17 protein-coding genes are annotated in these 26,066 nt (G+C 45.7%); 11 read left to right on the top strand and 6 right to left on the bottom strand.

Going from position 1 to position 26,066, the window contains the following annotated elements; translation table 11 throughout:
- The first annotated feature begins 332 nt into the window (after nt 1–332).
- Nucleotides 333–1,541, top strand: coding sequence for a phosphopentomutase (locus tag SG35_RS12350; protein WP_044835185.1), 1,209 nt, complete (start codon nt 333–335; stop codon nt 1,539–1,541).
- Between the two features lie 214 nt (nt 1,542–1,755).
- Nucleotides 1,756–3,993 carry a TonB-dependent receptor gene (locus tag SG35_RS12345; protein WP_044835186.1) on the top strand — a complete coding sequence of 746 codons (2,238 nt, stop codon included), beginning with the start codon at nt 1,756–1,758 and terminating at the stop codon, nt 3,991–3,993.
- Nucleotides 3,994–4,232: 239 nt separating this feature from the next.
- Here SG35_RS12345 and aroG read toward each other — a convergent pair whose 3' ends face one another.
- A complete protein-coding gene (gene aroG, locus SG35_RS12340) occupies nt 4,233–5,291 on the bottom strand; it encodes a 3-deoxy-7-phosphoheptulonate synthase AroG (RefSeq protein ID WP_044835187.1) in 1,059 nt (352 codons plus the stop codon).
- 212 nt (nt 5,292–5,503) lie between these two features.
- Here aroG and SG35_RS12335 point away from each other — a divergent pair, with 212 nt between their 5' ends.
- Together SG35_RS12335 and deoD are read left to right on the top strand one after the other, a co-directional pair.
- Nucleotides 5,504–5,674 carry a XapX domain-containing protein gene (locus SG35_RS12335; protein ID WP_044835188.1) on the top strand — a complete coding sequence of 57 codons (171 nt, stop codon included), beginning with the start codon at nt 5,504–5,506 and terminating at the stop codon, nt 5,672–5,674.
- Nucleotides 5,675–5,803: 129 nt separating this feature from the next.
- Nucleotides 5,804–6,508, top strand: a complete 705-nt coding sequence (deoD, locus tag SG35_RS12330; RefSeq protein ID WP_044835189.1) for a purine-nucleoside phosphorylase — start codon at nt 5,804–5,806, stop codon at nt 6,506–6,508.
- 85 nt (nt 6,509–6,593) lie between these two features.
- Here the strand turns inward: deoD and SG35_RS12325 are convergent, their stop codons facing one another.
- On the bottom strand, nt 6,594–9,773 hold the full coding sequence (locus SG35_RS12325) for a TonB-dependent receptor (RefSeq protein WP_044835190.1): 3,180 nt from the start codon (nt 9,771–9,773) through the stop codon (nt 6,594–6,596).
- Nucleotides 9,774–10,153: 380 nt separating this feature from the next.
- Here SG35_RS12325 and udk point away from each other — a divergent pair, with 380 nt between their 5' ends.
- From udk to upp, 5 genes are all read left to right on the top strand, one after another.
- Nucleotides 10,154–10,816, top strand: a complete 663-nt coding sequence (gene udk / locus SG35_RS12320) for a uridine kinase (RefSeq protein ID WP_044835191.1) — start codon at nt 10,154–10,156, stop codon at nt 10,814–10,816.
- A gap of 16 nt (nt 10,817–10,832) precedes the next feature.
- On the top strand, nt 10,833–12,080 hold the full coding sequence (locus SG35_RS12315) for a NupC/NupG family nucleoside CNT transporter (RefSeq protein WP_044835192.1): 1,248 nt from the start codon (nt 10,833–10,835) through the stop codon (nt 12,078–12,080).
- 9 nt (nt 12,081–12,089) lie between these two features.
- Complete coding sequence (deoC, locus tag SG35_RS12310; RefSeq protein WP_044835193.1) at nt 12,090–12,860, top strand: deoxyribose-phosphate aldolase; 771 nt, start codon at nt 12,090–12,092, stop codon at nt 12,858–12,860.
- 303 nt (nt 12,861–13,163) lie between these two features.
- Nucleotides 13,164–13,742, top strand: a complete 579-nt coding sequence (locus SG35_RS12305) for a thymidine kinase (protein ID WP_044835194.1) — start codon at nt 13,164–13,166, stop codon at nt 13,740–13,742.
- 78 nt (nt 13,743–13,820) lie between these two features.
- Nucleotides 13,821–14,447, top strand: a complete 627-nt coding sequence (gene upp / locus SG35_RS12300) for a uracil phosphoribosyltransferase (protein ID WP_044835195.1) — start codon at nt 13,821–13,823, stop codon at nt 14,445–14,447.
- Nucleotides 14,448–14,519: 72 nt separating this feature from the next.
- Here the strand turns inward: upp and deoA are convergent, their stop codons facing one another.
- The 4 genes from deoA to SG35_RS12280 all read right to left on the bottom strand — a co-directional run bounded on the left by deoA (nt 14,520) and on the right by SG35_RS12280 (nt 23,342).
- A complete protein-coding gene (gene deoA, locus SG35_RS12295) occupies nt 14,520–15,842 on the bottom strand; it encodes a thymidine phosphorylase (protein WP_044835196.1) in 1,323 nt (440 codons plus the stop codon).
- A 1-nt stretch (nt 15,843) separates the two neighbouring features.
- On the bottom strand, nt 15,844–16,263 hold the full coding sequence (locus SG35_RS12290; protein WP_044835197.1) for a cytidine deaminase: 420 nt from the start codon (nt 16,261–16,263) through the stop codon (nt 15,844–15,846).
- Nucleotides 16,264–16,474: 211 nt separating this feature from the next.
- Nucleotides 16,475–19,603: a TonB-dependent receptor gene (locus tag SG35_RS12285; protein ID WP_044835198.1), complete on the bottom strand. Its 3,129-nt coding sequence runs from the start codon at nt 19,601–19,603 to the stop codon at nt 16,475–16,477.
- 520 nt (nt 19,604–20,123) lie between these two features.
- Nucleotides 20,124–23,342, bottom strand: a complete 3,219-nt coding sequence (locus tag SG35_RS12280; protein WP_044835199.1) for a TonB-dependent receptor — start codon at nt 23,340–23,342, stop codon at nt 20,124–20,126.
- 750 nt (nt 23,343–24,092) lie between these two features.
- Between SG35_RS12280 and SG35_RS12275 the strand changes: the two genes are divergently transcribed.
- Nucleotides 24,093–24,728, top strand: coding sequence for a TetR/AcrR family transcriptional regulator (locus SG35_RS12275; protein WP_044831236.1), 636 nt, complete (start codon nt 24,093–24,095; stop codon nt 24,726–24,728).
- A gap of 140 nt (nt 24,729–24,868) precedes the next feature.
- On the top strand, nt 24,869–26,017 hold the full coding sequence (locus SG35_RS12270) for an endonuclease/exonuclease/phosphatase family protein (protein ID WP_152646499.1): 1,149 nt from the start codon (nt 24,869–24,871) through the stop codon (nt 26,015–26,017).
- Nucleotides 26,018–26,066: the final 49 nt, after the last annotated feature.

Genomic DNA, 26,066 nt, shown 5'->3' with positions numbered 1-26,066 from the left:
TGTTCAAGCTTGCCCGTCTCTAATTTAAGAAAAGCAAAGTTTCACCGAAAGGCAAGTGCAAGGGAAAATTCCCCTGTGCCGTTTTTTAAACTTTTGTCAAGTAATCCCATCTAAAAAATCAATGGGTGATTAATTGTGTGTTTATAAGATATTTAAAACTTGACAGTTGTGTCAAGTTTTAAATATCTTATATGATTAATGTTTATCGAAAGTCGATAAAAGTGTTATCATAATGCCCTGTAGTACCTGAATTAACAGGCTTTGGCTGTTTTTTAGCCCGCTGTGTTGATTTATCGCGCTATTTGGCGTGTTTTTATCTTTTGGAGAATTGAGTGGCTCGAGCAATTATTTTAGTTGTGGATGGTTTTGGTCTTGGCAGTGCCCCTGACGCAGAGCAGTTTGGTGATGTTTCGGCAAATACGTTTGCCAACCTTGCCGATGCGTATTTTCAAGAAAAAGGCGTACCGTTAAATATTCCTAACCTTGCCGCCCTTGGTTTAGTAAAGGCATGTGAGCAGGCATCTAGTCGCAGCTTCCCTTATAAAGGTGAAGCGCCGAGCAAAGGCGCCTACGGTTATGCCGCAGAGATCAGCACAGGTAAAGATACTCCCAGTGGTCACTGGGAAATGGCCGGCGTGCCGGTCTTGTTTGACTGGGGTTATTTCCGCGATAAAGAAAACAGCTTCCCGCAAGACTTGCTGGAAAAGATTTATCAAAAAACCGGTATTCCAGCCATATTGGGTAATTGCCATGCTTCCGGCACCAACATTATCGCCGATTTAGGCGAAGAGCATATCCGCACCGGTACCCCGATTTGTTATACCTCGGCGGACAGCGTCTTTCAGATCGCCGCCCATGAAGAGCACTTTGGTTTAGATAACCTCTATAAATATTGTGAAGATGTCCGTGAAGTACTCGAAGACATGAATATCGGCCGGGTCATTGCCCGCCCCTTTGTCGGCACCAACAGCGAAGACTTTGAACGCACCGGTAACCGCCGCGATTATTCCGTTTTACCGCCGGCACCGACGGTACTGGATAAGATGGCCGAAAAAGGCAATGTGATCAGTGTCGGTAAAATTGCCGATATCTTTGCCCACCAGGGGATCACAGAAAAAACCAAGGCCAGTGGCTTGCCGGCGCTGATTGATGCCACGATAAGTCATCTCGAAAGCGCGGATGAAAACAGCATTATCTTTACCAACCTGGTGAATTTCGATCAGGACTTTGGCCACAGACGCGACCCCGTCGGTTATGGCGAAGCGCTGGAATACTTAGATGTCAGATTAGAAGATATCTACCAGCAGCTGCGCGATGACGATATCCTGTTTTTAACTTCAGACCACGGCTGTGACCCTACCTGGCAAGGCAATGACCATACCCGGGAGTATGTGCCTGTAATAGCTTATGCTAAAGGTATGCCCTCGGTACCGCTGGGAGAGCGCAGTACTTTTGCCGATTTAGGTCAAACCATTGCCGACATGTTTGATTTAGAAAAAATGGCATACGGCAAATCGTTCTTAGCAAATATTCGTCAGTAGTGACAAGAATTTAAAAGGTGAAACCATTTTATGGCTTCACCTTTTTTTTGCGCTTTTTTTATCAAAAAAGCAACACTGATTAGCCTATCAGTGAAAAAACGCAAAAAGGAATCGCAAAGCTTTTGCCATGGCCGTTGACAGACCGCCCTGGCAAAGATGTAACAACAATAACATTAGACAACTATGACAACATCGTTTATCTAGGGAGATAAAAATGAAAACCATAAAGAAGTCACCGGTCTTTCTGTGTGTCCACGCAGCATTAATCGCCGGTAGTTTAGGTACATCGGCCATCGCCAGTGCAGAAGAAGCACAAGACATGAAATTGGAAGTTATCGAGGTCACCGCACGTAAGCGGGTAGAGAACGTGCAGGAAGTGCCTGTGTCTGTTTCTGCCATGCAGGGTGAAATGCTCGATGTCTACAGCTCAGCGGGTATGGATATCCGTTTTATGAGTGCTAAAATCCCAAGCCTTTCCATTGAGTCTTCGTTTGGCCGTACCTTCCCGCGTTTTTATGTACGTGGCTTAGGTAACACTGACTTCGATCTGAACGGTTCACAGCCGGTTTCTCTGGTAGTTGATGAAGTCGTACAGGAAAACCCAATCTTAAAAGGTTTCCCGGTTTTTGATGTAGAACGTGTTGAAGTGCTGCGCGGCCCGCAAGGCACCCTGTTCGGCCGTAATACCCCGGCAGGTCTTGTTAAGTTCGACTCAAAAAAACCAACCCAGGATTTTGACGGTTTCATGTCTTATTCCTACGGTACTCACAATACCCAGGACTTTAAAGGTGCCGTCGGTTTTGGTTTAACCGATAAATTATCAACCCGTGTTTCCTTGTTAAAACAAAAACGTGACGATTATATTGATAACGAAGCCCCGGGTTATGAAGACAATAATGTGCTTGGCGGCTATGATGAAACCGCAGGTCGCGTCCAGTTTCTTTGGGAAGACGGCGATTTCACTGCCTTATTGAATTACCATTTCCGCGACTTGGAAGCCAAGCCGATTGTTTTTAATGCCAACCTGATAGAAGCCGGCACCAATAACATCCGCAAAGGTTTTGACGATGAAACGGTTTATCAGGATGCGGCACGATTTGCCACTCAAGATGTGGAAACCAACGGCGGCAGCTTGAAGCTGGAATACACTTCAGATGAATACGTCTATACCTCAATCACAGGTTATGAAAGTGCGGAAATTTTCTCCCGCGCCGATGTTGATGGCGGTAACCCTGACGGACCTGGCTTTATTCCATTTTCTGCTGAAAGTGCCGATGCTATCCCGGATCATAAGCAAATCACCCAGGAATTTCGTGTCACCAGTCTTTATGACGGCCCTATGAACTTCCAGGCCGGTTTCTTCTATTATATGGAAGACTTGACTATTGAGAGCCTGAGCTACAATACCGCAGAGAACAGTGCGATTAACGGCTATGCCGTGCAGGATCAGGAAACCCGTGCCTGGGCATTATTTGGCTCTATGGATTACCAGCTATCTGATGATCTGAAAATCACCACAGGCCTGCGTTATTCTGCCGACGACAAAGAGTTTGTTGCCGAGCGTTTTACCAACCCGACACCGTGGAACGGCTCTCCTGATTATATGAAAGGTGAAGCCAATCCCGATGACTCCCATGTCAGCTGGGATATCAGCGCCAACTATAAAGTCAGCGATGATATCAACTGGTTTGGCCGTATTGCCAACAGCTTCCGCGCGCCAAGTATCCAGGGTCGTATCTTATTCGGTGATGAAGTCACCGTTGCCGACTCGGAAACCATCACCTCATTTGAAACCGGTTTAAAAACCGACGTCATGGACGGCCGCGGCCGCATCAACGGCTCGGTTTTCTACTATACCATGGATGATCAGCAACTGACGGCTGTTGGTGGTGATGCCAACTTCAACCGCTTAGTCAATGCCGAAGAAACCACAGGCTACGGTTTTGAACTTGATGCCGAGTTTGTTGTTACCGAAAACCTGCTGGTAACAGGTAACATCAGTTATAACAACACCGAAATCAACGATAACGACTTATCCATCGCGGTATGTGCCCAATGTACAGTTACCGACCCTATCAACAGTGACGGACGCGCCGTGATCGACGGCAACAGCCTGCCACATGCACCTGAGTGGATCGCTAACTTTACCGCCCGTTACGCCCGTGAGCTTGGCGACGGTGAAATATTCATCTACACCGACTGGTCATATCGCAGCGAAGTTGATTTCTTCCTGTACAAGTCCGTTGAATTTGAAGGAAAATCGCTGTTAGAAGGCGGCCTGCGCACCGGTTATGCCTGGTCTGGCGCCGATAACGACTATGAAGTTGCCCTGTTCGCACGTAATATTACCGATGAGCAAGTGGTCATTGGCGGTGTCGACTTTAATAACAATACCGGTATTGTTAACGAAGGCCGCTTTGTGGGTGCAGAGTTCAAGGTTAATTTCTTTTAATTAGGTGAACAAAGCTGTGTATGGCATCCATGTCACCACAGCATTGCCTATAGGGATGTAGGTACTTAACTTACGTCTGGAACCTGTAAGTTGGCCGTTCATCCTGAACATAAAAAAACCAGCAACTTGTTGCTGGTTTTTTCTTATATGGAAATATTTATCCTGCGGTCATATAGCTTTGAAACAACAGAAAGGATTCACTCTGCGAAAAACATCACTCGGCCCATCATAGCCAAGAATTAACGGTTCTCCCGGCGTTTCGTCACCGCTTCACTTAGCTGCGCTAATAATTTTTCACTGTCGTTCCAGCCGATACAGGCATCGGTGACACTTTGCCCGTAAGTCAGCTCCTGCCCTTCCACCAGATCCTGGCGGCCTTCAATCAGGTTGCTTTCCACCATCACACCAAAAATAGACTGATTTCCCTGAGCTATCTGCCCGCAGACATCCTGGCAAACCAGCATTTGGTTTTCAAACTGCTTCAAGCTGTTGGCATGGCTGAAATCTATCATAATATTGTTAACCAGCCCGGCAGCACTTAACTGGTCGGTAACCGATTTTACGCTTCCTCTGTCATAGTTCGGCTGTTTACCGCCGCGTAAAATAATATGGCAATCCTGGTTACCTGTGGTTTCGACAATGGCCGAATGGCCGTATTTAGTGACCGACAAGAAATGATGCGGAGCGCTGGCAGCGCCTATGGCATCGATGGCGATTTTAATGGTACCGTCGGTGCCGTTTTTAAATCCTACCGGGCAAGACAAGCCCGAGGCCAGCTCACGGTGAACCTGAGACTCAGTAGTCCGTGCCCCTATTGCGCCCCAGCACATCAGATCTGCCATATACTGCGGGGTGATCATATCTAAAAACTCACCGGCGGTGGGCAAGCCGATATTATTAAGATCAACAAGCAGCTGACGGCCTAGACGCAGACCGTCGTTAAGCTTAAAGCTGTTATCCATATAGGGATCATTGATCAGCCCTTTCCAGCCCACCGTGGTTCTGGGTTTTTCAAAATAAACCCGCATCACCACTTCCAGGGTATCTTGGTATTTTTCTCTTAATTTCACCAGCCGCTGACCATATTCCAGTGCCGCTTTCGGATCATGAATGGAACAGGGGCCGATGACCACCAATAACCTGTCGTCCTGGTTTTGAAATATCTTGTGGATCGCTTCGCGTCCGGCATAAACCGACTCTGAAGCCCGCTCTGTGGCCGGAAATCGTTCGAGCAAGGCAACGGGGGGAAGTAACTCTTTGATTTTGTTGATGCGAATATCGTCGGTTTGGTAAAACATGCTGTTTCTCTTTATTACTTAATCTATAAATTATTTACGTCTAGACACCTAAATGCTAATCCCGCAGCTAATCTATCAAGGTTAAACCGGTATTAGCAACACATATTAGTAAAAAAGAAAATAAACTGGTGTTTATCACCGATAAAAAATCATCTGCGCATAAAACAACGGAGGAATCAGCTAAAATAAGTGGGACTGATTAAGGAGGCTATATGACTGAGATACTGATCGCCCTGGCGGCCGGCACTTTTATCGGCATAGTGTTTTCGTTGCTGAAATTACCCATACCCGCCCCCCAGGCGATTTCCGGCATTGCCGGTATTTTAGGCATTTACCTTGGAAGTGTCACATACAGCTGGATCATCGAAAGGTTTTTCAGTTAAACTTATCCGTCTGCCCTTTGCTAACCAATCGTTAGAAAAATAGCAGATTAACAAGAATTCAGTAAAACACCCTTGATAGCACAGGCTTGAAACTTACTGAGACATTAACATTTAAAAAGGTTAACTCTCATGTCAACACCACATATTGAAGCGAAACCCGGTGACTTTGCCGAAACAGTATTAATGCCAGGCGACCCGCTTAGAGCAAAATTTATTGCGGAAAACTTTCTCGATGACGCCAAATGCGTGACCCGGGTGCGTAACATGTTCGGTTATACCGGTACCTACAAAGGCAAGGCAATCTCAGTGATGGGCTCAGGTATGGGTATTCCTTCGATTTCTATCTATGCCACCGAATTATACAAAGAATACGGCGTAGAAAACATTATCCGTATCGGCTCCTGTGGCGCGGTACGCGATGATATCAAGGTACGGGATATCGTGATCGGTATGGCCGCCAGCACAGACTCCAATGTCAACCGCAGCCGTTTAAACCAGTGTGATTTTGCCGCCTGTGCCGATTTCGGCCTGCTGCAAAAAGTCGTCAATACCGCTGACAAATTAAACAAGCCGGTACATGTGGGTAATGTCTTTACTGCGGATCTTTTCTACACGCCAAACCCTGAGATGTTTGCCTTAATGGAAAAATACGGCATTCTGGCGGTAGAAATGGAAGCGGCCGGTTTATTCGGTGTTGCTGCCGAATACGGTAAAAAAGCCTTAACCGTACTGACGGTAAGCGATCATATTAAAACCGGTGAAGTAACCACTGCCGATGAAAGGGAAAATACCTTTAAAGATATGATGGAACTGACGCTGGAAAGTATTTTATAAATACCGACTTACTGTCATTTACCATTAAAAAATAAGGTTATCAACAAAAGTTGATAACCTTATTTATTAGCTGCGGCCTAAGCCGTTAAAAACGGTAGCGTATCCCCAGCTGGGCTTTCCATACCGAAGGAATTTTTGCCAGCGTCGGGGTTGGCTCGGTAAAATTGCTATAAACATACTGGCCATTTTCAATCGCAACATCGACTACCGGCGCATTAAACGGCTGTACAAAAGACTCCGCCCTGCCCCAGTCATCGTTGATTAAATTCCCCAGGTTTTCAATATCCAGGCTTATTTCCAGCTTATGCTCGCCACTGATATGAATTTCCTGCATCAGGCGCATATCCAGGCGCTGGATCCAGCGGCTGGTACAGGCATGCCTTCTTGAGATCTCTCCCCGGCTTAAACAATCTGCGCTGTCAACATAATCCCAAAAAGCAGCAGTATCAAAATCATCGGCATAAGTCACCAGGGGATCATCTGCCCCGTCAGGTACATATAACAGTTGTGAATTATAACCATCCCAGGTTGCAAAACCGGCAAAACCGCCGAAGGTACCGCTTGATCTCATGGTATGGCTGTAATGACGTCCTTCCCGGGCGGTAAAGGATAAGGCAACCGTGGTCAGGTTATTGCCGAATATTTCATCACTCCAACTGAAATTTACCGTCAATCTGTGTTGTACTTCATACTCTGAGTTATATTCATTTTCCGCCTGAAAATCATCATTGGCGGGCATTGAATAACCCTCAAAAGCAACAAAAGCATTACCTGGATTAATTTCGGTAATATCTTGATAGGTATACCCTATGCCAAAGTTATAAGTACCATGATCGGTATAGAAATTTTTCTCTGCGGCAAAGGTCCATACCTGGCCTTCCCCTTCATCTGTGTTGGTTAGACTGAGGTCAAACGGTGCCGGTGAATCATAAATGGGCCGGCCATCCGGTGCTACGATCACATTACCGTCATCATCGGTAGCAGGCGCCATATTAAGCTCGGTATAAATAGCCGCATCTTTAACCTTGCTGAAAATCACATCGGCGGTCAACAGCCAGGCATCACCGAGGAAGCCTAAATCCTGCCGTCTTTCTATACCAAAATTTAGCTTCCAGGTGCTGGGGATATCAAAATCCGGCGCAATACTATTGGTATCGCCATTGCCTCCCCCCGAAGCCAGACCATCTACAATCGCGTCAGGCATGGTACGGCCATCAAAGTCACAAAGCGGCAAACCAATAAAAGATAATTCTTGCGGCGCACAAACCGCAAAAGCTTTCCTGACACCGTCGTTACCGTAAGAGTTAGACAACCAGACATTCGGCGCACCGCCGCCAAATAACCCCACCCCGGCGCGGATCACGGTATCGTCATCATAGGTCCAGTTAACCCCTAGTCTGGGCTCAAACAAGTCTAAGCCGTCATAGTTGTTTTGATTGCTGTAACCATGACGGGTAACGAAGTTATCATTAAGGACAGGCTTATCATCATTATCGTATTCGGTATACCTGAAACCATAGGTCAGGGTAATGTCATCGGTAACCGACCATTCATCCTGCAAATAATAGGTGGTCGTGCTGTATTCAAATTTATCTATCGCATCGTTCACATCACCGGTAACAGAACTTTGGAAAACATGTACGCCGATATTGTTTTCGAAATCGTCAATACTGGAGAATTCTGTCATGCCCAGCGAGCCGAAGACAAAGGTATTTTCAATTTCCAGGATCTCATGTTCCACCCCGAAGGTGATCAAATGCTCATCGGTAAGATAATAGTCCCCTTTAAACTTGAACATATCCCTGTCGTTGGTTAAGGCATTGGCATGGCGGAACTGATCCGGTCCAATGTATAAAGAGCCGCCATTGCCGGTATGAATGAGAAACTGGGCAAAATTCGCCCCCAGCAACGGCACTTGCTCGGTTTCCACTTCCTTGCGGGCAAATTTAAATTCACTGGAGAAGTCTTCGGTCCAGTCGGAAAAAACCTGCAAGCTGTAAGCCTTTAAGGTTTCGTTCATATTATACCGGTTAGACTCGGCCGTAGCCCAGGTGGCATTAGGAAAGGTTTCCGCCCAATAATCACGTACGGTATTGCCTTCATTATCCTGAAAGGTAAAAGAGGCCCGGTGATCGTCTGACACATACCAGTCAAATTTTATCAGCAGCTTCTCATCTTCTTCATCTGAGGTGGTATCATAACCGCCGATATCATAATTCCAGCTGTCCTGGGCGATCTGGGAAATACGATCGAAGTCCGCCTGGGTAACACCCATTTTTTCATTGGCTTCCTCCACACCGTTTTCATTATCCAGGGTAAATTGATAAGGTTTAGTGGCTTCAAATTTTTCATAAGAAATGAAAAAGAACAGAGTATCTTCGACTACCGGTCCCCCCAGGGTAAAGCCATAGGTATCTTCTTCGAAATCCCCTATGCTGAGATCTTCTCCCTTGTTATCTTCACCCGCCATTCCTTCATCGGAGCGAAAATAAAAGGCCGAGCCGTGAAATTCATTGCTGCCGGATTTGGTAACGATATTGACATTCCCCCCCTGGAAATCCCCGTAAGTGACTTCAAACGGGGCAACATTAACCGCCAGTTGCTCGATGGCATCAAGGGATATCGGCGTTCTGCGCCCCGGATAGCCGTTTTTATTGAGGCCAAAATCATCGTTTTGCTTGACCCCGTCTACGGTCAGGCTGTTACCGCGAACACTGCCGCCGGCAATGGAAAGCGCCGGCCCGCCATCGGCTGTAGTATCTACCACCATACGCGAGTCGCTTTTAAGCACCGACTTCAAATCCCGGCTGATCGCCGCGGTATTGGCAATTTCCTGCTCGGAAAATTCTTCACTGGGCCCTTTTTTGTAGGTACCCGCCATCGCCAGCTGTCCTGTAACCTGAATACGCTCAATTTCCTGTACTTGTTCCTGTTTTTCATTGAGCACCACCTTAGAGGTCTGCCCCAGTTGCAACACAAGATCGTCGACCTCCTCAAAGGTCAGCGAACTGCCGCCGGTAACTTTTACCGTATAAGGTCCGCCTATGGTTAACCCCCTGGCCTGAAAGACCCCCCCTTCCGTGGTTGTGACTGTTTTTGCCGTGCCGGTGGGCCCATGTATGATTTGCACGGTGACATTCGCCTGATTGACACCGTTAGCATCTACTACAAGCCCCCGAATTGCCGATGATGTATCAGAAGCCAAGGCTGGGTTCTGAACCGTTAATGCTGCAAACATCAACATAACCGCAATTATTTTACTCATAAAATAACCTCCCACTCGAATAACAATCAATCAACACCTATTAATCTCAATCAATAAATGTTGAACTTTGCAATAAATCCCGACATAAAACATGACCATTTGGTCAGGTTATGGTAAATTTACCGAATAAATTAAATTATCCGCCGGATTGCTACCGTTCTTTAATACATAAAATTATTTGTTTTCGGTATAATAGTAGTCTTATCAGTCTTATTGTCCATTTTAGCAGCAACAAATTGACGTCTTGAACTTGAGCAAGTGTCAACCGGGCTGGAATGTGCGAAAAACAAACCGTCGCCAGATAAGCAATTTAAAACTTGACACAAGTGTCAGCTTTTGAATATCTTACTGCTGCGTCAAGAAAGCGGATAGCTAACTTAATGAATCAAACTAAGGCAAAAAATTCTGTGCAACACAAAAAACCGACAGTTATAGCAATTGCAGGCGCCTCAGCCTCTGGAAAAACCCTCTTTGCACAGACCATATATGATGAGTTATTGGCGGAATTAGGAGCTGACGGCATCTCCATTATCAAAGAAGATGCCTACTACCGTGATCAGTCCCATATGACCATGAGTGAGCGGGAAAAAACCAACTATGATGCTCCCAACGCCTTTGAGCATGAATTGTTATGCAAGCAGATAGGCGAGCTTACTCAGGGCAAAAACGTTGATTGTCCTGTCTATTGCTATAAAACCCATACCCGCATTGACGAAACCATTAAGATAAATTCCACCCCTATTATCTTAGTGGAAGGTATCTTGCTGTTTTGTAATGAAGAATTACGAAACAGCTTTGATATCAAGATGTATATGGATACCCCGCTGGACATCTGCCTTATCCGCCGCATCCAGCGTGATACCGTGGAACGCGGACGCAGCATAGACTCAATCACCAACCAATACTTAGATACCGTACGCCCTATGTACTACCAGCACATAGAGCCATCGAAATCTTATGCAGATATCGTCATCACCCGTGGTGGCAAAAACCGTATGGCAATCGAATTATTAAAAGCAAAAATTCGCCAACTTACAAAATAATAACAATGAGGTTTTCATGGAATTAACGGCATTACGTGGCATGCTCGGCGTAGTATTTTTACTGGCCTTTGCCATTTTCTTATCACAGCATCGTAAAGCGATCAACTGGCGTACCGTAGGTCTTGCCTTTACCCTGCAGGTGATATTTGGCGCCTTTGTGCTTTATGTGCCTTTTGGTAAAGATGTTTTAGAATCTATTACCGGCGGCGTGCAGCAGGTTATCGACAGCGCCAAGGCCGGTATCGACTTTTTATTCGGCGGCCTGGGCACAGATGCCATGTATTCCAATGGCGTAGGTTTTGTCTTTGCCGTACGTGTACTGCCGATTATTATCTTTTTCTCCTCTTTAATTGCCGTGCTTTATTATTTGGGCATCATGCAGGTTGTCATCAAGGTGATCGGCGGCGGCTTGCAAAAGCTTTTAAAAACCAGCCAGCCTGAGTCGTTATCTGCCACCGCCAATATCTTTGTCGGTCAAACGGAAGCGCCGCTGGTGGTACGTCCTTATATTGCCAAAATGACCCAGTCAGAATTATTTGCCATCATGGTCGGCGGCCTGGCCTCCGTTGCCGGCTCTATCCTGGCCGGTTATGCCGGATTAGGCATCGAGCTGAAATACCTGATCGCCGCCTCTTTTATGGCCGCACCCGGCGGTTTATTGATGGCAAAAATTATTATGCCGGAAACCGAACATGAAAAACTCAAAGAAGGCCCGGTAGAATTTGAAGACAATGCCGATGACAAACCCGCCAATGTCATTGATGCCGCCGCCGGTGGCGCAGCCTCAGGGTTAAAGCTGGCGGTGAATGTCGGCGCTATGCTGCTTGCCTTTATCGGTTTGATTGCCTTATTGAACATGTTAATCGGCGGTATCGGCAACTTGCTCGGTTTTGAAGGCATCACCATAGAATTGATCCTCGGCTACGTATTTGCGCCGCTGGCCTTTATTATCGGCGTGCCTGTCGATGAAATGTTACAGGCGGGCAGCTTTATCGGACAAAAAATTGCCGTGAATGAATTTTTCGCCTACGTCAATTTTGTTGAAGTCAAAGACAGCTTAAGCCACCACACGCAAACAATCGTGACCTTTGCCCTTTGTGGTTTTGCCAACCTGTCTTCTATTGCCATTTTATTGGGTGGTTTAGGCTCTATGGCCCCTAGCAGACGACATGATATTGCCCGTTTAGGCATGCGTGCAATGCTGGCAGCTACCTTAGCTAACTTGATGAGCGCGGCGATTGCCGGTGTTTTCGTCACCTTATAAGGAACCAGAATGAGTAAATTACAAGACTACGCGTTAACCGCGCTGAGTTTAATGGACTTAACCAGCTTAACCGACAGTGAAACCGAGCAGGACATTATCGAGTTGTGCCGCCAGGCCAAATCGCCTGCCGGCAATACCGCTGCCATTTGTATTTTTCCGCGCTTTATCCCGCTGGCGAAAAAAACACTGGCCGCCCAGGGTACCCCGGAGATCCAAATCGCCACAGTCACCAACTTCCCCCACGGCAATGATGATATTGATATTGCTGTTGCCGAAACCAAGGCTGCGGTTGCCTACGGCGCCGATGAAGTTGACGTGGTTTTCCCCTACCGGGCCCTGATTGATGGTAACGAAGAAGTGGGTTTTGAACTGATCAAAGCCTGTAAAGCCGCCTGTGGCGACATTATGCTCAAAGTGATCATAGAGTCCGGCGAATTAAAAACCGACGCCTTGATCGAAAAAGCCAGTGAAATTTCCATTGCCGCCGGTGCTGATTTTATCAAGACTTCTACCGGCAAAGTTCCGGTAAATGCCACGCCACAAGCGGCTCAAATTATGCTGAGCGTGATTAAAGCCAAAAACCCGAAAGTAGGCTTTAAAGCCGCCGGTGGTGTGCGCAGCGCAGAAGATGCCGCGGGATATCTGGATATGGCCAGTGAAACCTTAGGTGAAAGCTGGAGCAATGCCCAAACGTTCAGGTTTGGTGCCAGCAGCCTGCTGGGCAGTTTACTGACCACCTTAGGTCACCAGGGCAATAAAGGGCAAAGCAGTAGTTACTAACAGCCAGTGCTGAGCGGCAAGATAAGCGGATAAAGCCGCTTATCTTGCCGCATGTATCTTAGACAAGCATCTCCCCTTCCCTGATAAAACAAGACTTTTCATACTATATTTCCGGTTTAATACCGCCTTAAGTCAAATCCTTTGATTATTTTTCTTAGCCATTGGCGTAATTTGTAATAGAATAGCCAGCCAATAGCCCCCACCCAGTCATTTTCGGGGTAAGCTACTGGTACTTCTTTGCTCTGACAAGCCACGCACAAGTCACGCCAGTAAAACCAATTAAAAACAGGAAATTTACTTTTTATGGCGCAGTTGTACTTTTATTACTCCGCAATGAATGCCGGCAAGTCCACCCATTTATTACAATCTTCTTATAACTACCGTGAACGCGGCATGGATACGGTAATTTTTACCGCGAAAATCGATGACAGATTCGCCGAAGGCAAGGTCGCTTCCCGCTTAGGCATCAATGCCGATGCCCAGGTTTTCAGCGAGCAAACCAATATCTTTGCCGAAGTAGAAAAACTGCACCAAGCGCAAAAACTCAGTTGTATCCTGATCGACGAAGCCCAGTTCTTATCATCGAACCAGGTAAAACAATTAACCGATATCGTCGACAGTCTGCATATTCCCGTGCTTGCCTACGGCCTGCGTACCGACTTTCTCGGCGAGACCTTTGAAGGCAGCGCCGCCCTGCTGGCCTGGGCCGATAAACTGGTCGAGCTGAAAACCATTTGTCACTGCGGACGCAAGGCTAACTTTGTCACCCGCTTAGATGAAAATAACCGGCCTATCACGACAGGCGCTCAGGTAGAAGTGGGCGGCAATGAAAGATATGAATCCCTGTGCCGCGAGCATTTTAAACAACTCGTTTGGCAGTAAAACTTTTATACTGAGTCTTTACTAACAATAAAGCTAAGGCTCTTCTTCACCCTTTAATTATCGTTTCAAGGAAACACTATGGCCGTTTATCCCAGTAACCATCCCATGGTTAAACATAAAGTCAGCCTGCTCAGAGAAGATACCATTTCACTGAAAAAATTCCGTGAGCTGGTTGATGAAGTCGCCACTATGCTCACCATGGAGGCCACGGCAGATCTTGAGCTTAAGCAGCAGCCTATGACCTGCTGGTCCGGTAATATCTCTGCGCCGGTATTAGCCAACAAGCAACCGACCTTAGTGCCGATTTTACGCGCCGGTTTAGGCATGTTAAACGGCGCCCAGTCAATTTTGCCTTGCGCCACCGTCAGCATTGTCGGTATTGCCCGCAACGAAGAAACCCTGGAGCCGGAAAGCTATTATCAGAATATCGTTGCCGATATCAGTGAAAGAACGGCGCTGATCATAGATCCCATGCTGGCAACCGGCGGCAGCGCCCTGGCCACCATAGAGCTGTTAAAAGAAAGTGGCTGTAAGCAAATTAAAGCCCTGTTTTTGGTAGCAGCGCCTGAAGGCATTGAATTGATAGAAAAAGCCCACCCGGATGTGGACATGTATATCGGCAGTGTTGATGAAAAGCTCAATGACAAGGGTTATATATTGCCCGGCCTGGGAGATGCCGGCGATAAGATTTTTGGTACCCTTTAGCGCTCGCCTGTTGTAAACCGCAATCGTGGACAGAGTAAGCTCTGTCCACTTTCACTAAACGACTCTACTTAACTATTTCTCGGCAGTCACGCTGTGATATATCACCGGCGCTAATTCAGATAAATCCTCTTCAAGCGTTATCGCCCCAAGATAACTATTTGTTGCCCGCTTGGCACTATCGCTGTCTTTGGCATGCACCCTGGCAATAACATCCCCGGCTTTGACCTGGGTTCCCAGTGGCACGATAGCATCAAAACCGACACTGTGATCAACTTGCTGATCACCGGCTAAACGGCCGCCGCCCAACGCCACCACCGCCATACCGATATCCCGGGTTTGCATACCATTAATATAACCGTCTTGTTTTACAATAATATCCTGCACCACCTTGGCTTTTTGCATCGAAGCCCAGGGGTTCTCCAATAAATCACCCGGTCCGCCCATGGCAGCGATCATATCGGCAAATTTTTCTGCCGCCTTGCCTGAGCTTAATACCTGCTCGATTTTAGCCACAGCCTGGCTTTCATTCCCGGCAAGCCCGGCATGTTGCAGCATGGCACTGGCTAAAGAAACCGTGATCTGGTGTAATCTCGGCTCACAATAAACTCCGGTAAGATAATCCACGGTTTCCTTGATTTCCAGGGCATTACCCGCGCTATTGCCCAATACCTGGTTCATGTCGGTAATGATAGCCTCGGTTTTTACCCCGGCGCCGGTGGCAACATTGACAATACTTTGCGCCAGCGCATTGGCCTGCTTGATATCCGTCATCATAGCGCCATTACCGACCTTAATGTCCATCACCAGGGCATCAAGCCCGGCAGAGAGTTTTTTCGATAAAATAGAGGCGGTAATAAGCGCAATGGAGTCCACCGTAGCGGTGATATCACGTACGCCGTATAAACGTTTGTCCGCCGGCGCCAGATTACTGGTTTGCGAAATAATCGCCAGGCCATGCTCGGCAACCAGGGCTTTAAATTCTTGTAAATTCGGCTGGACATTAAAACCGGCAATACTTTCCAGCTTATCTACCGTGCCGCCGGTATGACCTAATCCCCTGCCCGAAATCATAGGCACATAACCGCCACAGGCGGCAACGATGGCCGAAAGCATAAAGCTGACCTTATCGCCGACACCGCCGGTAGAATGTTTATCAACAATCGGACCGTCAAGCTCGGGCCAACTAAGGACATCGCCGGAATTTTTCATGGCGTTGGTAAAAGCAACGGTTTCATCCACCGTCATACCCTGCTGGTAAATAGACATGGCCATAGCCCCTACCTGGGCATCGGTAAAACTGCCACTTACCAGGCCGTCAATAAAGGCCTGAATTTCATCCTGGCTCAATACCAGCCCGTCACGCTTATGGCGGATGATTTCTTGGGGGAGTAACATATTACTGCTCTAATAAATTCTTGGGAGTAAAGGCATCCGGCAATAGCTGGGCTACCGTCCAGGTTTTACGGTTATCAAGATGGTTTACCGCCATAACTTCTGCTTCGGGAGCAAAAAATTCGGCAATCACCTGGCGGCAGGCACCACAAGGCGGGGTTAATTTTTCCTGCTCGGTGTAGACCACCATGGCAGAAAAGGTCTGTTGCCCCTGGATCACCGCCTGGGCGATACAATTTCGCTCGGCGCATACCGTTAATCCGTAAGAGGCATTTTCAACGTTACAGCCCTTAACAATAGTGCCCTGCTCGGTTATGGCCGCCGCCCCGACATGAAACTTACTATAAGGCGCATACGCATTGTTATAACCTTGCTGCGCGCTCTCGATCAGCTTTTGCCAATCATTGTTTTTTTCAACAGACATATAAGAACCTTTAAAATTTGACCATATGGTCAAGTTTAGTATATCTAACTCGTCAAAAAATTAAAATACAATTTGTTTGATCTCAGGGATGATTTTATCCGTTAATGCAAAGTTATTGATAAAAGCAAAAGCACCAGAGACTAAAAAGCCGTACTTGATTAAGTACGGCTTTTATTCTTAAACGAGCTAATGAATATAGCAAAAAACTATATTAGAAGTCGTATTTAACTCCTAAACGGATTTCCCACAATGACGCATCACGGTCACGCGACTGTGAAGGAGGAGCAAGGAACTCGTTGTAAGTATAGGTATTGTCGTCATTGATGCTGGCATTAACCGCACCTTGCAAGTATGAACCTTGCTTCAGCACACCCCAGTCATCGTTGAGTAAATTACCAACATTTTCAATTACGAAGAAAGCACTACCCTTATGACCTTCCATAAAGCCGGCAAATTCCTGCTCGACGCGAACATCAAATTTCACCCACCAGTCGCTGCTTAATTCGTTACGATCCATGATTTCACCACGGGTCAGGCCTTCTGAGTCGATGAACGCATTAAAGGCATCTAAATCGAAGTTTTCACCATAATTTACCAGAGGATCATTTTCCAGCGGTACATACAATAACTGGCGATCAACATCGTTGTAGTCAAAGTCAAAACCACCGCTACTCAATTCCGTCCGGTTATTAGAGCCGCCGAATGCCCAGGTATACGGGCGACCTTCATTTGCCTGACCAAACAGGCTGAAAGTGGTTTCATAACCGGCAAAAAACTCATGAACATAGCTGATGTTCAAAGTAAATCTGTGCGGGATCTCATAATTGGATGTTGCTTCTTCCAGGCTGTTAGGGCTGGCGGTAGCAACATCATGATAGTTGGTAAAGGCAACGGCGCTGGTCATAGGATGCACGTCGTTAGACTCGGTATAGGCATATGAAGCGGTAAAGCTAAAGCCGTTATCATAATTTTTGCTGACAGAAAGTGATAAAACGGTAGTATCGCCGCCGTCACTGACGTTGGTTAACAGGTAATCATCACCGCCGGTGGTGATCGGACGACCATCAGGGGCTAACTCATCTTTATAAGTTTTGCCAATGTTTTTAATGATAGCCGAATCTTGCTTATCGGTATAAAGCAAGTCTGCCATAATCACATATTCGTCTTCCGTGGTATAAGTGGCGCCTAAGGCATATTTCCACTCAGAAGGAATTTCAAAGTCAGGATCTGTGGCATTAACATCATTATCCTGGGCACCTGTGCTCACATCATTAATCAAATCAACCGGAATATCATAACCCGGACGACCGCTGCCATCATATTCGATACCGTCAGGCCCGGTGATCAGGAACGGAGATCTGTCGCTATTACGCAATCTGTACTGAAGGTTACGGACACCGTCGTTAGAATAGCTGTTTGAAATCCATACATTCGGGTTACCGCCGGAGTAAAGACCAAAGCCACCGCGTACTTCCAGCTGATCGCTTGCTGCCCAGTTAAAACCAAATCTTGGCTGAATTAAATCGGCGCCGTCAAGGTTTTGAGCATTGGAGTAGCCATAGCGCTCAAAAAAGTTAGGGTTTTCCGTAGGTTTGTCACTGCTGGTATACCAGTCGTAACGTACGCCGACCATCAGGGTCAAGTCATACTCGTACAGTTCAAACTTGTCCTGGAAGTAAAGGGTATTTAACGCGTATTTGAATTCACCGGCGGCATCGTCCGGGTTATGACTGCTGGCATTACCGTACTCGATTTGTGCGGCTAAACCGTTCTCAAAGTCATCAATAGAGTTAAAACGGGTTTCTGTCTGGCTGTGTTGCACGAACAAGTTAAAAACATCCAGCTCTTCACGCTCAATACCAAAATACAACTCATGATCATCCAAATAATAGGTACCGGCAAGCTTAAAGGTCGTGGTATCATATTTTAATTTATTTGACTGGCGGGAATCATCAGGACCGATATAAACCCGGATATCATCAGCCTGAACACGGAATTCGCCAAAACCGCTGTCAGCATCTCTTGAAATCTGACGGTTATCCATCTCTAAGTAACCAACCCGGAACTCAGTAGAAAAATCATCGGTCCAGTCAGAATAAATAGAAGTCACATATGAGGTTAACTCGGCGCCACGCTCATAAACATGGTTAGATAAGGAAATTTCCACCGGATCGGCGTCCGACTGGCCCCATTCAAAACCATCATTATAGTTGTAAACAAAAGCGGCCCTGTGCTGATCATTAATATTCCAGTCAAGTTTTACCAGGATTTTTTCATCGTCAACCGGTAAGCTCGGCTCCATAGTGCCGGGATCGTACTCATAAACATCTTTGGAAATTTGTGTGATGCGATCGATTTCTTCCTGGGTGATCCGGTTAGAGCCATCGGTAAACGGGGTATAATCAAGAATTTGAGAACCGTCTAATTTCTCATAAGCAGCAAATAAAAATAACTTGTCTTCAATCAGCGGCAAACCGACATTAAAGCCATAACGCTTTTCGGTATAATCGCCCACGTCTTGCTTGTCGCCTTCCAGACTGTCGCCTTTTAACGAATCACTGGTGTAATCGTAAAACAAACCACCGTGTACTTCATTGGTACCGGATTTGGTCACAGCATTGATATTACAGGAAGTAAAACCACCATATTGGACATCAAACGGCGCCAACTCAACCGTTACCTGATCGATGGCGTCATAAGAGAAAGGAATACGAACCGTCGGATAACCATTGCTGTTTAAACCGAAGTTATCATTCATCCGGGTACCGTCAACGGTTAAGCTGTTGAATTTCGGGTTACCGCCGGCACAGTTGATGGCATCGCTATTGGTTTGGTCGATGTAAATACGCGGATCGACACGTACCACGTCTTTGATATCCCGGTTAACCGTAGGCGCATTTACCAGATCATCCAAGTTAAAGTTACTGGCCGGGCTGGTGCTGCCGGCATTTTTATCCAAGATACGGCCGGTGACCGCAATCACTTCCATATTTTGCTCAGCTTCCAGGCTGCGCTCTAATTCATAGGTTTTACCCAGTTGCAGGAAAACATCCTTAACTTCTTGATCTTCATAGGCATCAGAATCAATAACGATTTTGTACGGACCACCGACACGTAAACCTTTGGCAGAGAAAATACCTGCCTCATTAACGGTAACTTGTTTAGTGGTACCCGATGGCACGTGAGTGATTGAAACGACAGTACCGGCAGCGGCATTGCCCTGTGGCCCGGTGATATGACCTTTGATCGCTGAAGAAGTGGTATTTGCCTGGGCAGTGGCGGTTAAGCCCAGTCCCAGCACCATAGCAGCGGCAACACGAGAGAGACGATGTGTTTTCATCTGGTTTTCCTTAGTGTTATTTTGTTATATTGAGCAATTTTATTCTATTATGTTTTGTTTTCTTGATAACTGCTTTCCCTGACAGCCATCATTTTTTCTGCTTTTCCAGCGTATTATTAATCTCTTTGTATTCGTACCCGGCAATGATAATTGCCCGGTATATAATCCTATCAGCCTGATAAGGGTCTAATCCTCAATAATAGACCATAGATAGTTTACTGTTTAATGACACACCTTAATAACAACGGCCTGTCCCTTTATTCAATAAAGGATAAAAGTATAGGCGTCATGATCAGTTATCACATTTGCTGACACAAGTGTCAAGAATCGTCTAAAAACTGACCACGTGTTCAACTTATTTTATCGCAATCAAATAATCGCAAACAAGTGATATTGCAGTTAATTTATTGTTCTAGGGGGAAATAAGGTAAACAGCAGGCAAAAAAAAACCTGTCGGTACATTACCGACAGGTTTTTTTAACTTAATGATTACATTCTTTAAAAATAAAGAAATTTATCATTAGAATTTGTAAGTGATACCAACCTTCGCTTGCCAGATAGAAGTTTCTTCATCAACTTCACTGTAGTTACGGGTATCGGCGCCATTATAACGCGCATCAATCACATACTTACCGTCTTCTAAACCACCAAAGTCATAAATGGCCTGGTTAGGGTAACGCATGTTTTTATCAATACCCCAGTCATCGTTAAGCAGGTTAGCAAAGTTGTCGATCATGAAGTAAATTTGTCCTTTATGACCTTCAGCAAATCCTGGAATTTCCTGCTTGATACTGATATCTAAAGTGGTTACCCAAGGCTGAGTACCGGTATTACGATCTAAGATTTCACCACGTGCAGAGATGCCCGCTTGATCAAGTAGTACTTCCAGCTCATCCCAGCTTAAACCAGACTCATCCCAATCTACATTTGGATCATCGGCACCTGTTGGGATATATGGCAAGTAAGCTGATTGCGTATAGAAATCAGAGCCATCACCTAGATCACCGTCCCTGAACATACCCATTACCCAGCTAAACGGACGACCTGAGCGACGTTCGAAGAACATGTCAAAGCGTGTAGCATAACCTTCGAAGAACTCAGTGGTGTAGCCTAAGTTAATTTTGAAGCTGTGCTCAATTTCATAACTACCGCGAGCAGCCATATCCTGGTTACGGTTTTTAATGATATTGTGTTTGTAGTTACTTCTTGCAACCGACGCAGAACCAACATGATTCTCTTCAATATCCTGATGAGCATAACTCATGGTCAGGTTAACACCATTATCCCAGGCTTTTGCAAGAGAGGTACTGAAGATAACTGAACGGCCATCTTCTTTAGCGTTGGTCATCATGATATCGTAGTTATCGTTATCATATCTGCTTTCGTAGATAATACGCTCGCCATCAGCAGCCACGTCGGACTGTACCAACGAAGTGTTCAACCAGGTAGCTTCATCTACTTTCTTGTGGTACATCAACTCGTTGGTCCACTTGAAGCCTTCGCCTAAGTAAGGCATATCGAAGGTGTAGTCAAAACCAATGGATGCACGCCAGCTAGATGGCAACTTAAACTTAGGATCGGTATAAGTTACGCTACCTTCACCAGCAACTAACGAATCTTTGATTTCGTCAGGTATTTGAGTGAAATCAACCGTATTGTTAGCATAATAATCATTAATAACGCTATTTTGCGCGGCAACTAAAGTAATACCATCATTCTGGAACGGGTTGTTATACCAAACATTTGGTACTCCTCCCTGGAAACGGCCAACACCGGCACGTACCGTTAAGTCATCGGTCGCATACCAGGTCAAGTTCAAACGAGGTAAGATAATATCTAAACCATCAAGGTTTTCAGTGTTATCGTAACCGTATGTTTCCTGGAAGTTTTCATTCAGGGTAGGTTTATCTGAAGACGCTAAACGCTCATAACGCACACCAGCACTCACTTCGATATCATCAGTTAAATAGAAAGTATCTTCTACATAAAGTGAAAATTGCTTTCTTGACGCATCGTAGGCGGTATCACCTGAATTATTGGTATAGGCATTGGCGTAAGAGAAATCATAACTACCGATTCTACGCTCTTCGAACATATCGATAGTATCGAAATTCCAGCTACCTAAAGAGTTTTCAGCAAACAGGTTATATAAACGTAAACGTTCATATTGAGCGCCAAAATCAATTTCATGCTCGCCCAACAAGTAAGTAGCATCTACTGACAAGACAAAAGTTTGCGTCTCAGAAGCATTAGCATGTCTTTTCACGTCAGTACCAAAAACAAAGCCTGGACCACGTGATTCGCTATCGGCGTCTACAGAGATTTCACCGAAATCAGAGCGTGTATTACTGTTTGAAGTTACATCCTTATAACTGATACCGACTTCAGTAGTAAAATTGTCGGTCCAGTCAGAATAAAACTTAGCGGCGAAGTTATTCAGCTTGGTAATATAATCATAACGGTTGGAGTTTAAAGAAACTGTGCTACCGCCTGTACCTGCACCACGCTCAGACTCATCATTTTGCCATTGGTGAGTAAAGTCTACACGGTGAGAGTCATTGATATTCCAGCTCAGTTTGGTCAATAAACTTTCACTAGTATTTTCCGGGTCGCCGCCTAATGAATCTTGAAGACCATAGGTATCGTTTAGAATCCGGGTGAAGTTATCATATTGAGCTTGGGTGACTTCATATTCGTGAGTAGCGCCACTGTCCTTAAAGCCATAGTCCATATCTGTAGTTTTGGACCACTTGTTGTAGTTCACGAAGAAGAATAGCTTATCTTCTAGTATCGGACCACCGACGTTAAAACCGAACCTTTTTTCAGTTTCAGTAGGCTCAATTTTTCTTTTTTCAAAGGTTCTGTGACCGTTTTCGTCAAGCACAGGGAAGGTTCTTGTGGAACCGTCATCATACTCTACAACTTCGAAAACCTGGTCAATTTGCTCGGCGTCACCTGCCATGCTCGGAGTCGAAGTTTCATAAAAACCAGAGAATTTAAATTCATTAGTACCAGACTTGGTTACTGCATTGATGGTACCACCACCAAAGTTGCCTTTTTTCGCAGTAAACGGAGAAGAGTCAACAGAGATTTGCTCAATGGCATCTAATGAAACAGGCGGTTGCTCGGTTGGATAACCGCTAAATTCAACACCAAAGTCATCGCTTTGGCCGATACCGTCTACGGTAAAGCTGTTGGTACGCGGGTTACCACCGGCAATGCTCATTTCGCCGTCACCTTTAATGGTAACTAACGGGTTCATGCGGGCAATATCTTTAACGTCACGGTTAAAGCTTGGCGTATTCGAAATAGCGTCAGCACCAAAAACACTGTTAGAACCACCTACGTCTTGCGTAAAACGATGACCGGTTACAGCAATACGCTCAACTTCCACTTCTGGCTCAAGTTGAGTGTTTAAACGGTAGGTATCACCCAAGGTTAAGAAAATCTGTTCTAATGCAGTATCCTGGTGTTCGTCAGAATCAATATAAACCGTGTACGGACCACCAACCTTTAAACCTTTGGCAATGAATACACCACTGTCATTAGTCATAAATTCTTTTACAGTGCCTGATGGTTGGTGTAATACAGTGATTTTAACATTTGCTGCATCATTACCTTGTGGACCAACAATTTTACCACGCATCGACGACGAGGTCTCTGCTGCCATAGCAGATGTTGAAAGCCCTAGGGCGATAACTAACGCGCCTGTAATACGCGAAAGACGATATGGTTTCATCTAGTTTTCCTTAGTGTGTAGTTATATATTTTTTGTCTGGTACGTTCTATAAAAGCTCTATTTTTATATGAATCGTCCCTCATCAACAAAAATATTACTTCTAACTTATAATTTTTTACCGGTGAAATTAGACCAGAGTTTCTTTACGATTTCATTACATTTTTTAAGAAACATACAAAAAATTAACTTTGAACAATTATTAAAAAAGTGTTTCAAGCAAGAGCAAAACAAATAAAACAATTTTATTTCAGTTACTTAAAATAACATTTCATTAATTCATTAAAGTTCCCCTCTCATTTAAATTTTTTTCAAATTTTCACAAGAACAAAAAACAACCATAATTAAAAAAGCCATACTTATCCTGACCATATGGTCAACTAATCACAAATTTAACACTAAAACATCCATTTTAAGCACGGCATGCGCATATTAATTTACCAACCAAGTGAATAGTCTAAAGTAAAAAAAGCGTAACAGATGTATTCAACACCAACTAAAGCCATCGTTTTACCAAGCTTTAATTTCATTTCGATAAAAACTACAGCTTTTACCCTGTTATACTTGAGCTATATCCAGTAAATTATGCAAGTTTATCGAGTATAAATGCATAAATACCGATAAAAGCAGAAAGCCGCCTTGACCTGATGGTCAATAAAAATAGAATAGCCAATAGTGACAGTGAAACATTTCACTGGTAAAACACAGCAGCCATAATAAAAACAAAAATTTACAACATGAGTCGCCAAACAGATGAATGAAACGAAAAAACCTAATAAACAGGGAAGGATCCGGGCTGAAAGTGAGCTGAAAATCATTACCGCCGCCCAGGAAGAGTTTATTTTACAAGGCTACGGCGGCGCCACGGTGCAGTCGATTGCCGACCGTTCCGGGCTGCCCAAAGCCAATATCTTGTATTACTTTAAAAACAAAGAAAACATTTACCACGCAGTACTGGAAAGAACCCTGAATATGTGGGATCAAGCCATTGGCGATATCGATCCCGAGCATGGCCCTAAAGTCGCGATTGAAAAATTTATCGCTGCCAAGGTCAAAATCTCGTTTGAGCATCCCGGCGCTTCCAAAATCTACGCCATGGAGATCATCCAGGGGGCGCAACACTTAAAAGAGTTTACCCGCACCTACCAGCGCCAGTGGGTCAGAGAAAAAGCCAAACTGTTCCAGCAATGGATAGATAACGGTGAAATGAAAAACGTTGATCCGGTCAACCTAATTTTCCTGATCTGGTCTTCCACCCAGCATTATGCCGACTTTGAAACCCAGATCCTGCAGATCATGAACCGCGCCGATTACGAAGAAGACGATATTACCCATGTCACGCAATTTCTTACCGACATCATCCTGCGCGGCTGCGGATTAATTGACTAATTTTAGGAAGTAAAATGAAACGCTATTTAATGTTACCCTTAATGCTGTTAACCGCCTGCGAGGGAACTGGCATCCATCAAACAGCCATGAGCGAGAAAGCAGCCTTGAGCGGACAGAAAGACTTGAGCGGACAAAAAGCCATGAGCCAACAAAAAACCAAGGTGCGTATCGCCACCTTTAATGTCAGCATGGAAGCATTAAATTACCTGCCTCATACCGAGGGACAGGCGCCACAGGTAACAGGTGATGAACTGGCACACTCTCTGGGCACGAACCACCAGCAAATCCGCAATATTGCCGAAATTATCCAGCGTATCAATCCGGATATTATCCTGCTCAATGAATTCGACCGCCGGGATGACTCGCACCAGGCGCTGAAAACCTTTTTACAAGATTACCTGGGCAAAAGCCAGCAGGGACAAACACCGCAAAACTTCCCTTACTTTTTCCAGGGACCGGTCAATACCGGCGTGCCTGCCCCTTTTGACTTAAATAACAATGGCGAAAGCGGCGAATCTCCTGCCGATACCTACGGCTTTGGCTTTTTCCCCGGCCATTTTGCCATGGCGTTATTATCCAAACATCCGATCTCAGTTGATCAGATCAGAACCTTCCAACACTTTAAATGGCAGGACATGCCGGGAGCACTGCAACCGGTAGACCCGGAGACCAATAAGCCCTGGTACAACAGCGACGCCTGGCAGCAAATGCGCTTATCTTCCAAATCTCACTGGGACGTGCCGGTTAGCGTCAACGGTCAAACCATACATGTACTGGCCAGCCACCCGACCCCGCCGGTCTTTGACGGTCCGGAAGATCGCAACGGCAAGCGCAACCATGACGAAATCCGTTTCTGGCTTGACTATGTCACCCCGGGCAAAGGCGGCTATATCTATGACGACAACGCCGTTAAAGGCGGATATCAAAGCCATGAGCCCTTTGTGATCATGGGGGATCAAAATGCCTCCAGCGTGGAAGGCGATGCCATCAACACCGGCATCCAGGCCCTGCTTAACAGCAAGCAGGTACAAGATCCCAATCCCAAAAGCGACGGCGCAGCAGAATATACCCAGGGTAATCCCCACGGCAAACACCATACCGCTTACTGGGGTATGCGCGCCGATTATGTGCTACCTTCTTCTTTCGGTTGGACAATTAAAGACTCCGGCGTATTTTGGCCCAAAGCCGATGATGAAACCTACCGGTTAATTAAAGACCGTCAGGCATCGTCGGATCACCGCCTGGTGTGGGTCGATCTGGAATTACCGCCGGTTAGCAGCAATAAATAATGAATAACAACGGGCCCGCCAAGGGCCCGCTGATGTAAAAGTAATAGCG

This window comes from Thalassomonas actiniarum, assembly GCF_000948975.2.
Lineage (GTDB): Bacteria > Pseudomonadota > Gammaproteobacteria > Enterobacterales > Alteromonadaceae > Thalassomonas > Thalassomonas actiniarum.
This window is presented reverse-complemented; position numbering and strand designations above follow the sequence as displayed.

Excerpts from the sequence above, each read along its gene's own strand:
- SG35_RS12290 (WP_044835197.1), bottom strand. The coding sequence starts at position 16,263 with ATGTCTGTTGAAAAAAACAATGATTGGCAAAAGCTGATCGAGAGCGCG.
- SG35_RS12275 (WP_044831236.1), top strand. The coding sequence starts at position 24,093 with ATGAATGAAACGAAAAAACCTAATAAACAGGGAAGGATCCGGGCTGAA.
- SG35_RS12325 (WP_044835190.1), bottom strand. The coding sequence starts at position 9,773 with ATGAGTAAAATAATTGCGGTTATGTTGATGTTTGCAGCATTAACGGTT.
- SG35_RS12345 (WP_044835186.1), top strand. The coding sequence starts at position 1,756 with ATGAAAACCATAAAGAAGTCACCGGTCTTTCTGTGTGTCCACGCAGCA.
- SG35_RS12280 (WP_044835199.1), bottom strand. The coding sequence starts at position 23,342 with ATGAAACCATATCGTCTTTCGCGTATTACAGGCGCGTTAGTTATCGCC.
- deoC (WP_044835193.1), top strand. The coding sequence starts at position 12,090 with ATGAGTAAATTACAAGACTACGCGTTAACCGCGCTGAGTTTAATGGAC.
- udk (WP_044835191.1), top strand. The coding sequence starts at position 10,154 with ATGAATCAAACTAAGGCAAAAAATTCTGTGCAACACAAAAAACCGACA.
- deoD (WP_044835189.1), top strand. The coding sequence starts at position 5,804 with ATGTCAACACCACATATTGAAGCGAAACCCGGTGACTTTGCCGAAACA.
- aroG (WP_044835187.1), bottom strand. The coding sequence starts at position 5,291 with ATGTTTTACCAAACCGACGATATTCGCATCAACAAAATCAAAGAGTTA.
- SG35_RS12315 (WP_044835192.1), top strand. The coding sequence starts at position 10,833 with ATGGAATTAACGGCATTACGTGGCATGCTCGGCGTAGTATTTTTACTG.
- deoA (WP_044835196.1), bottom strand. The coding sequence starts at position 15,842 with ATGTTACTCCCCCAAGAAATCATCCGCCATAAGCGTGACGGGCTGGTA.
- upp (WP_044835195.1), top strand. The coding sequence starts at position 13,821 with ATGGCCGTTTATCCCAGTAACCATCCCATGGTTAAACATAAAGTCAGC.
- SG35_RS12285 (WP_044835198.1), bottom strand. The coding sequence starts at position 19,603 with ATGAAAACACATCGTCTCTCTCGTGTTGCCGCTGCTATGGTGCTGGGA.
- SG35_RS12305 (WP_044835194.1), top strand. The coding sequence starts at position 13,164 with ATGGCGCAGTTGTACTTTTATTACTCCGCAATGAATGCCGGCAAGTCC.
- SG35_RS12270 (WP_152646499.1), top strand. The coding sequence starts at position 24,869 with ATGAGCCAACAAAAAACCAAGGTGCGTATCGCCACCTTTAATGTCAGC.
- SG35_RS12335 (WP_044835188.1), top strand. The coding sequence starts at position 5,504 with ATGACTGAGATACTGATCGCCCTGGCGGCCGGCACTTTTATCGGCATA.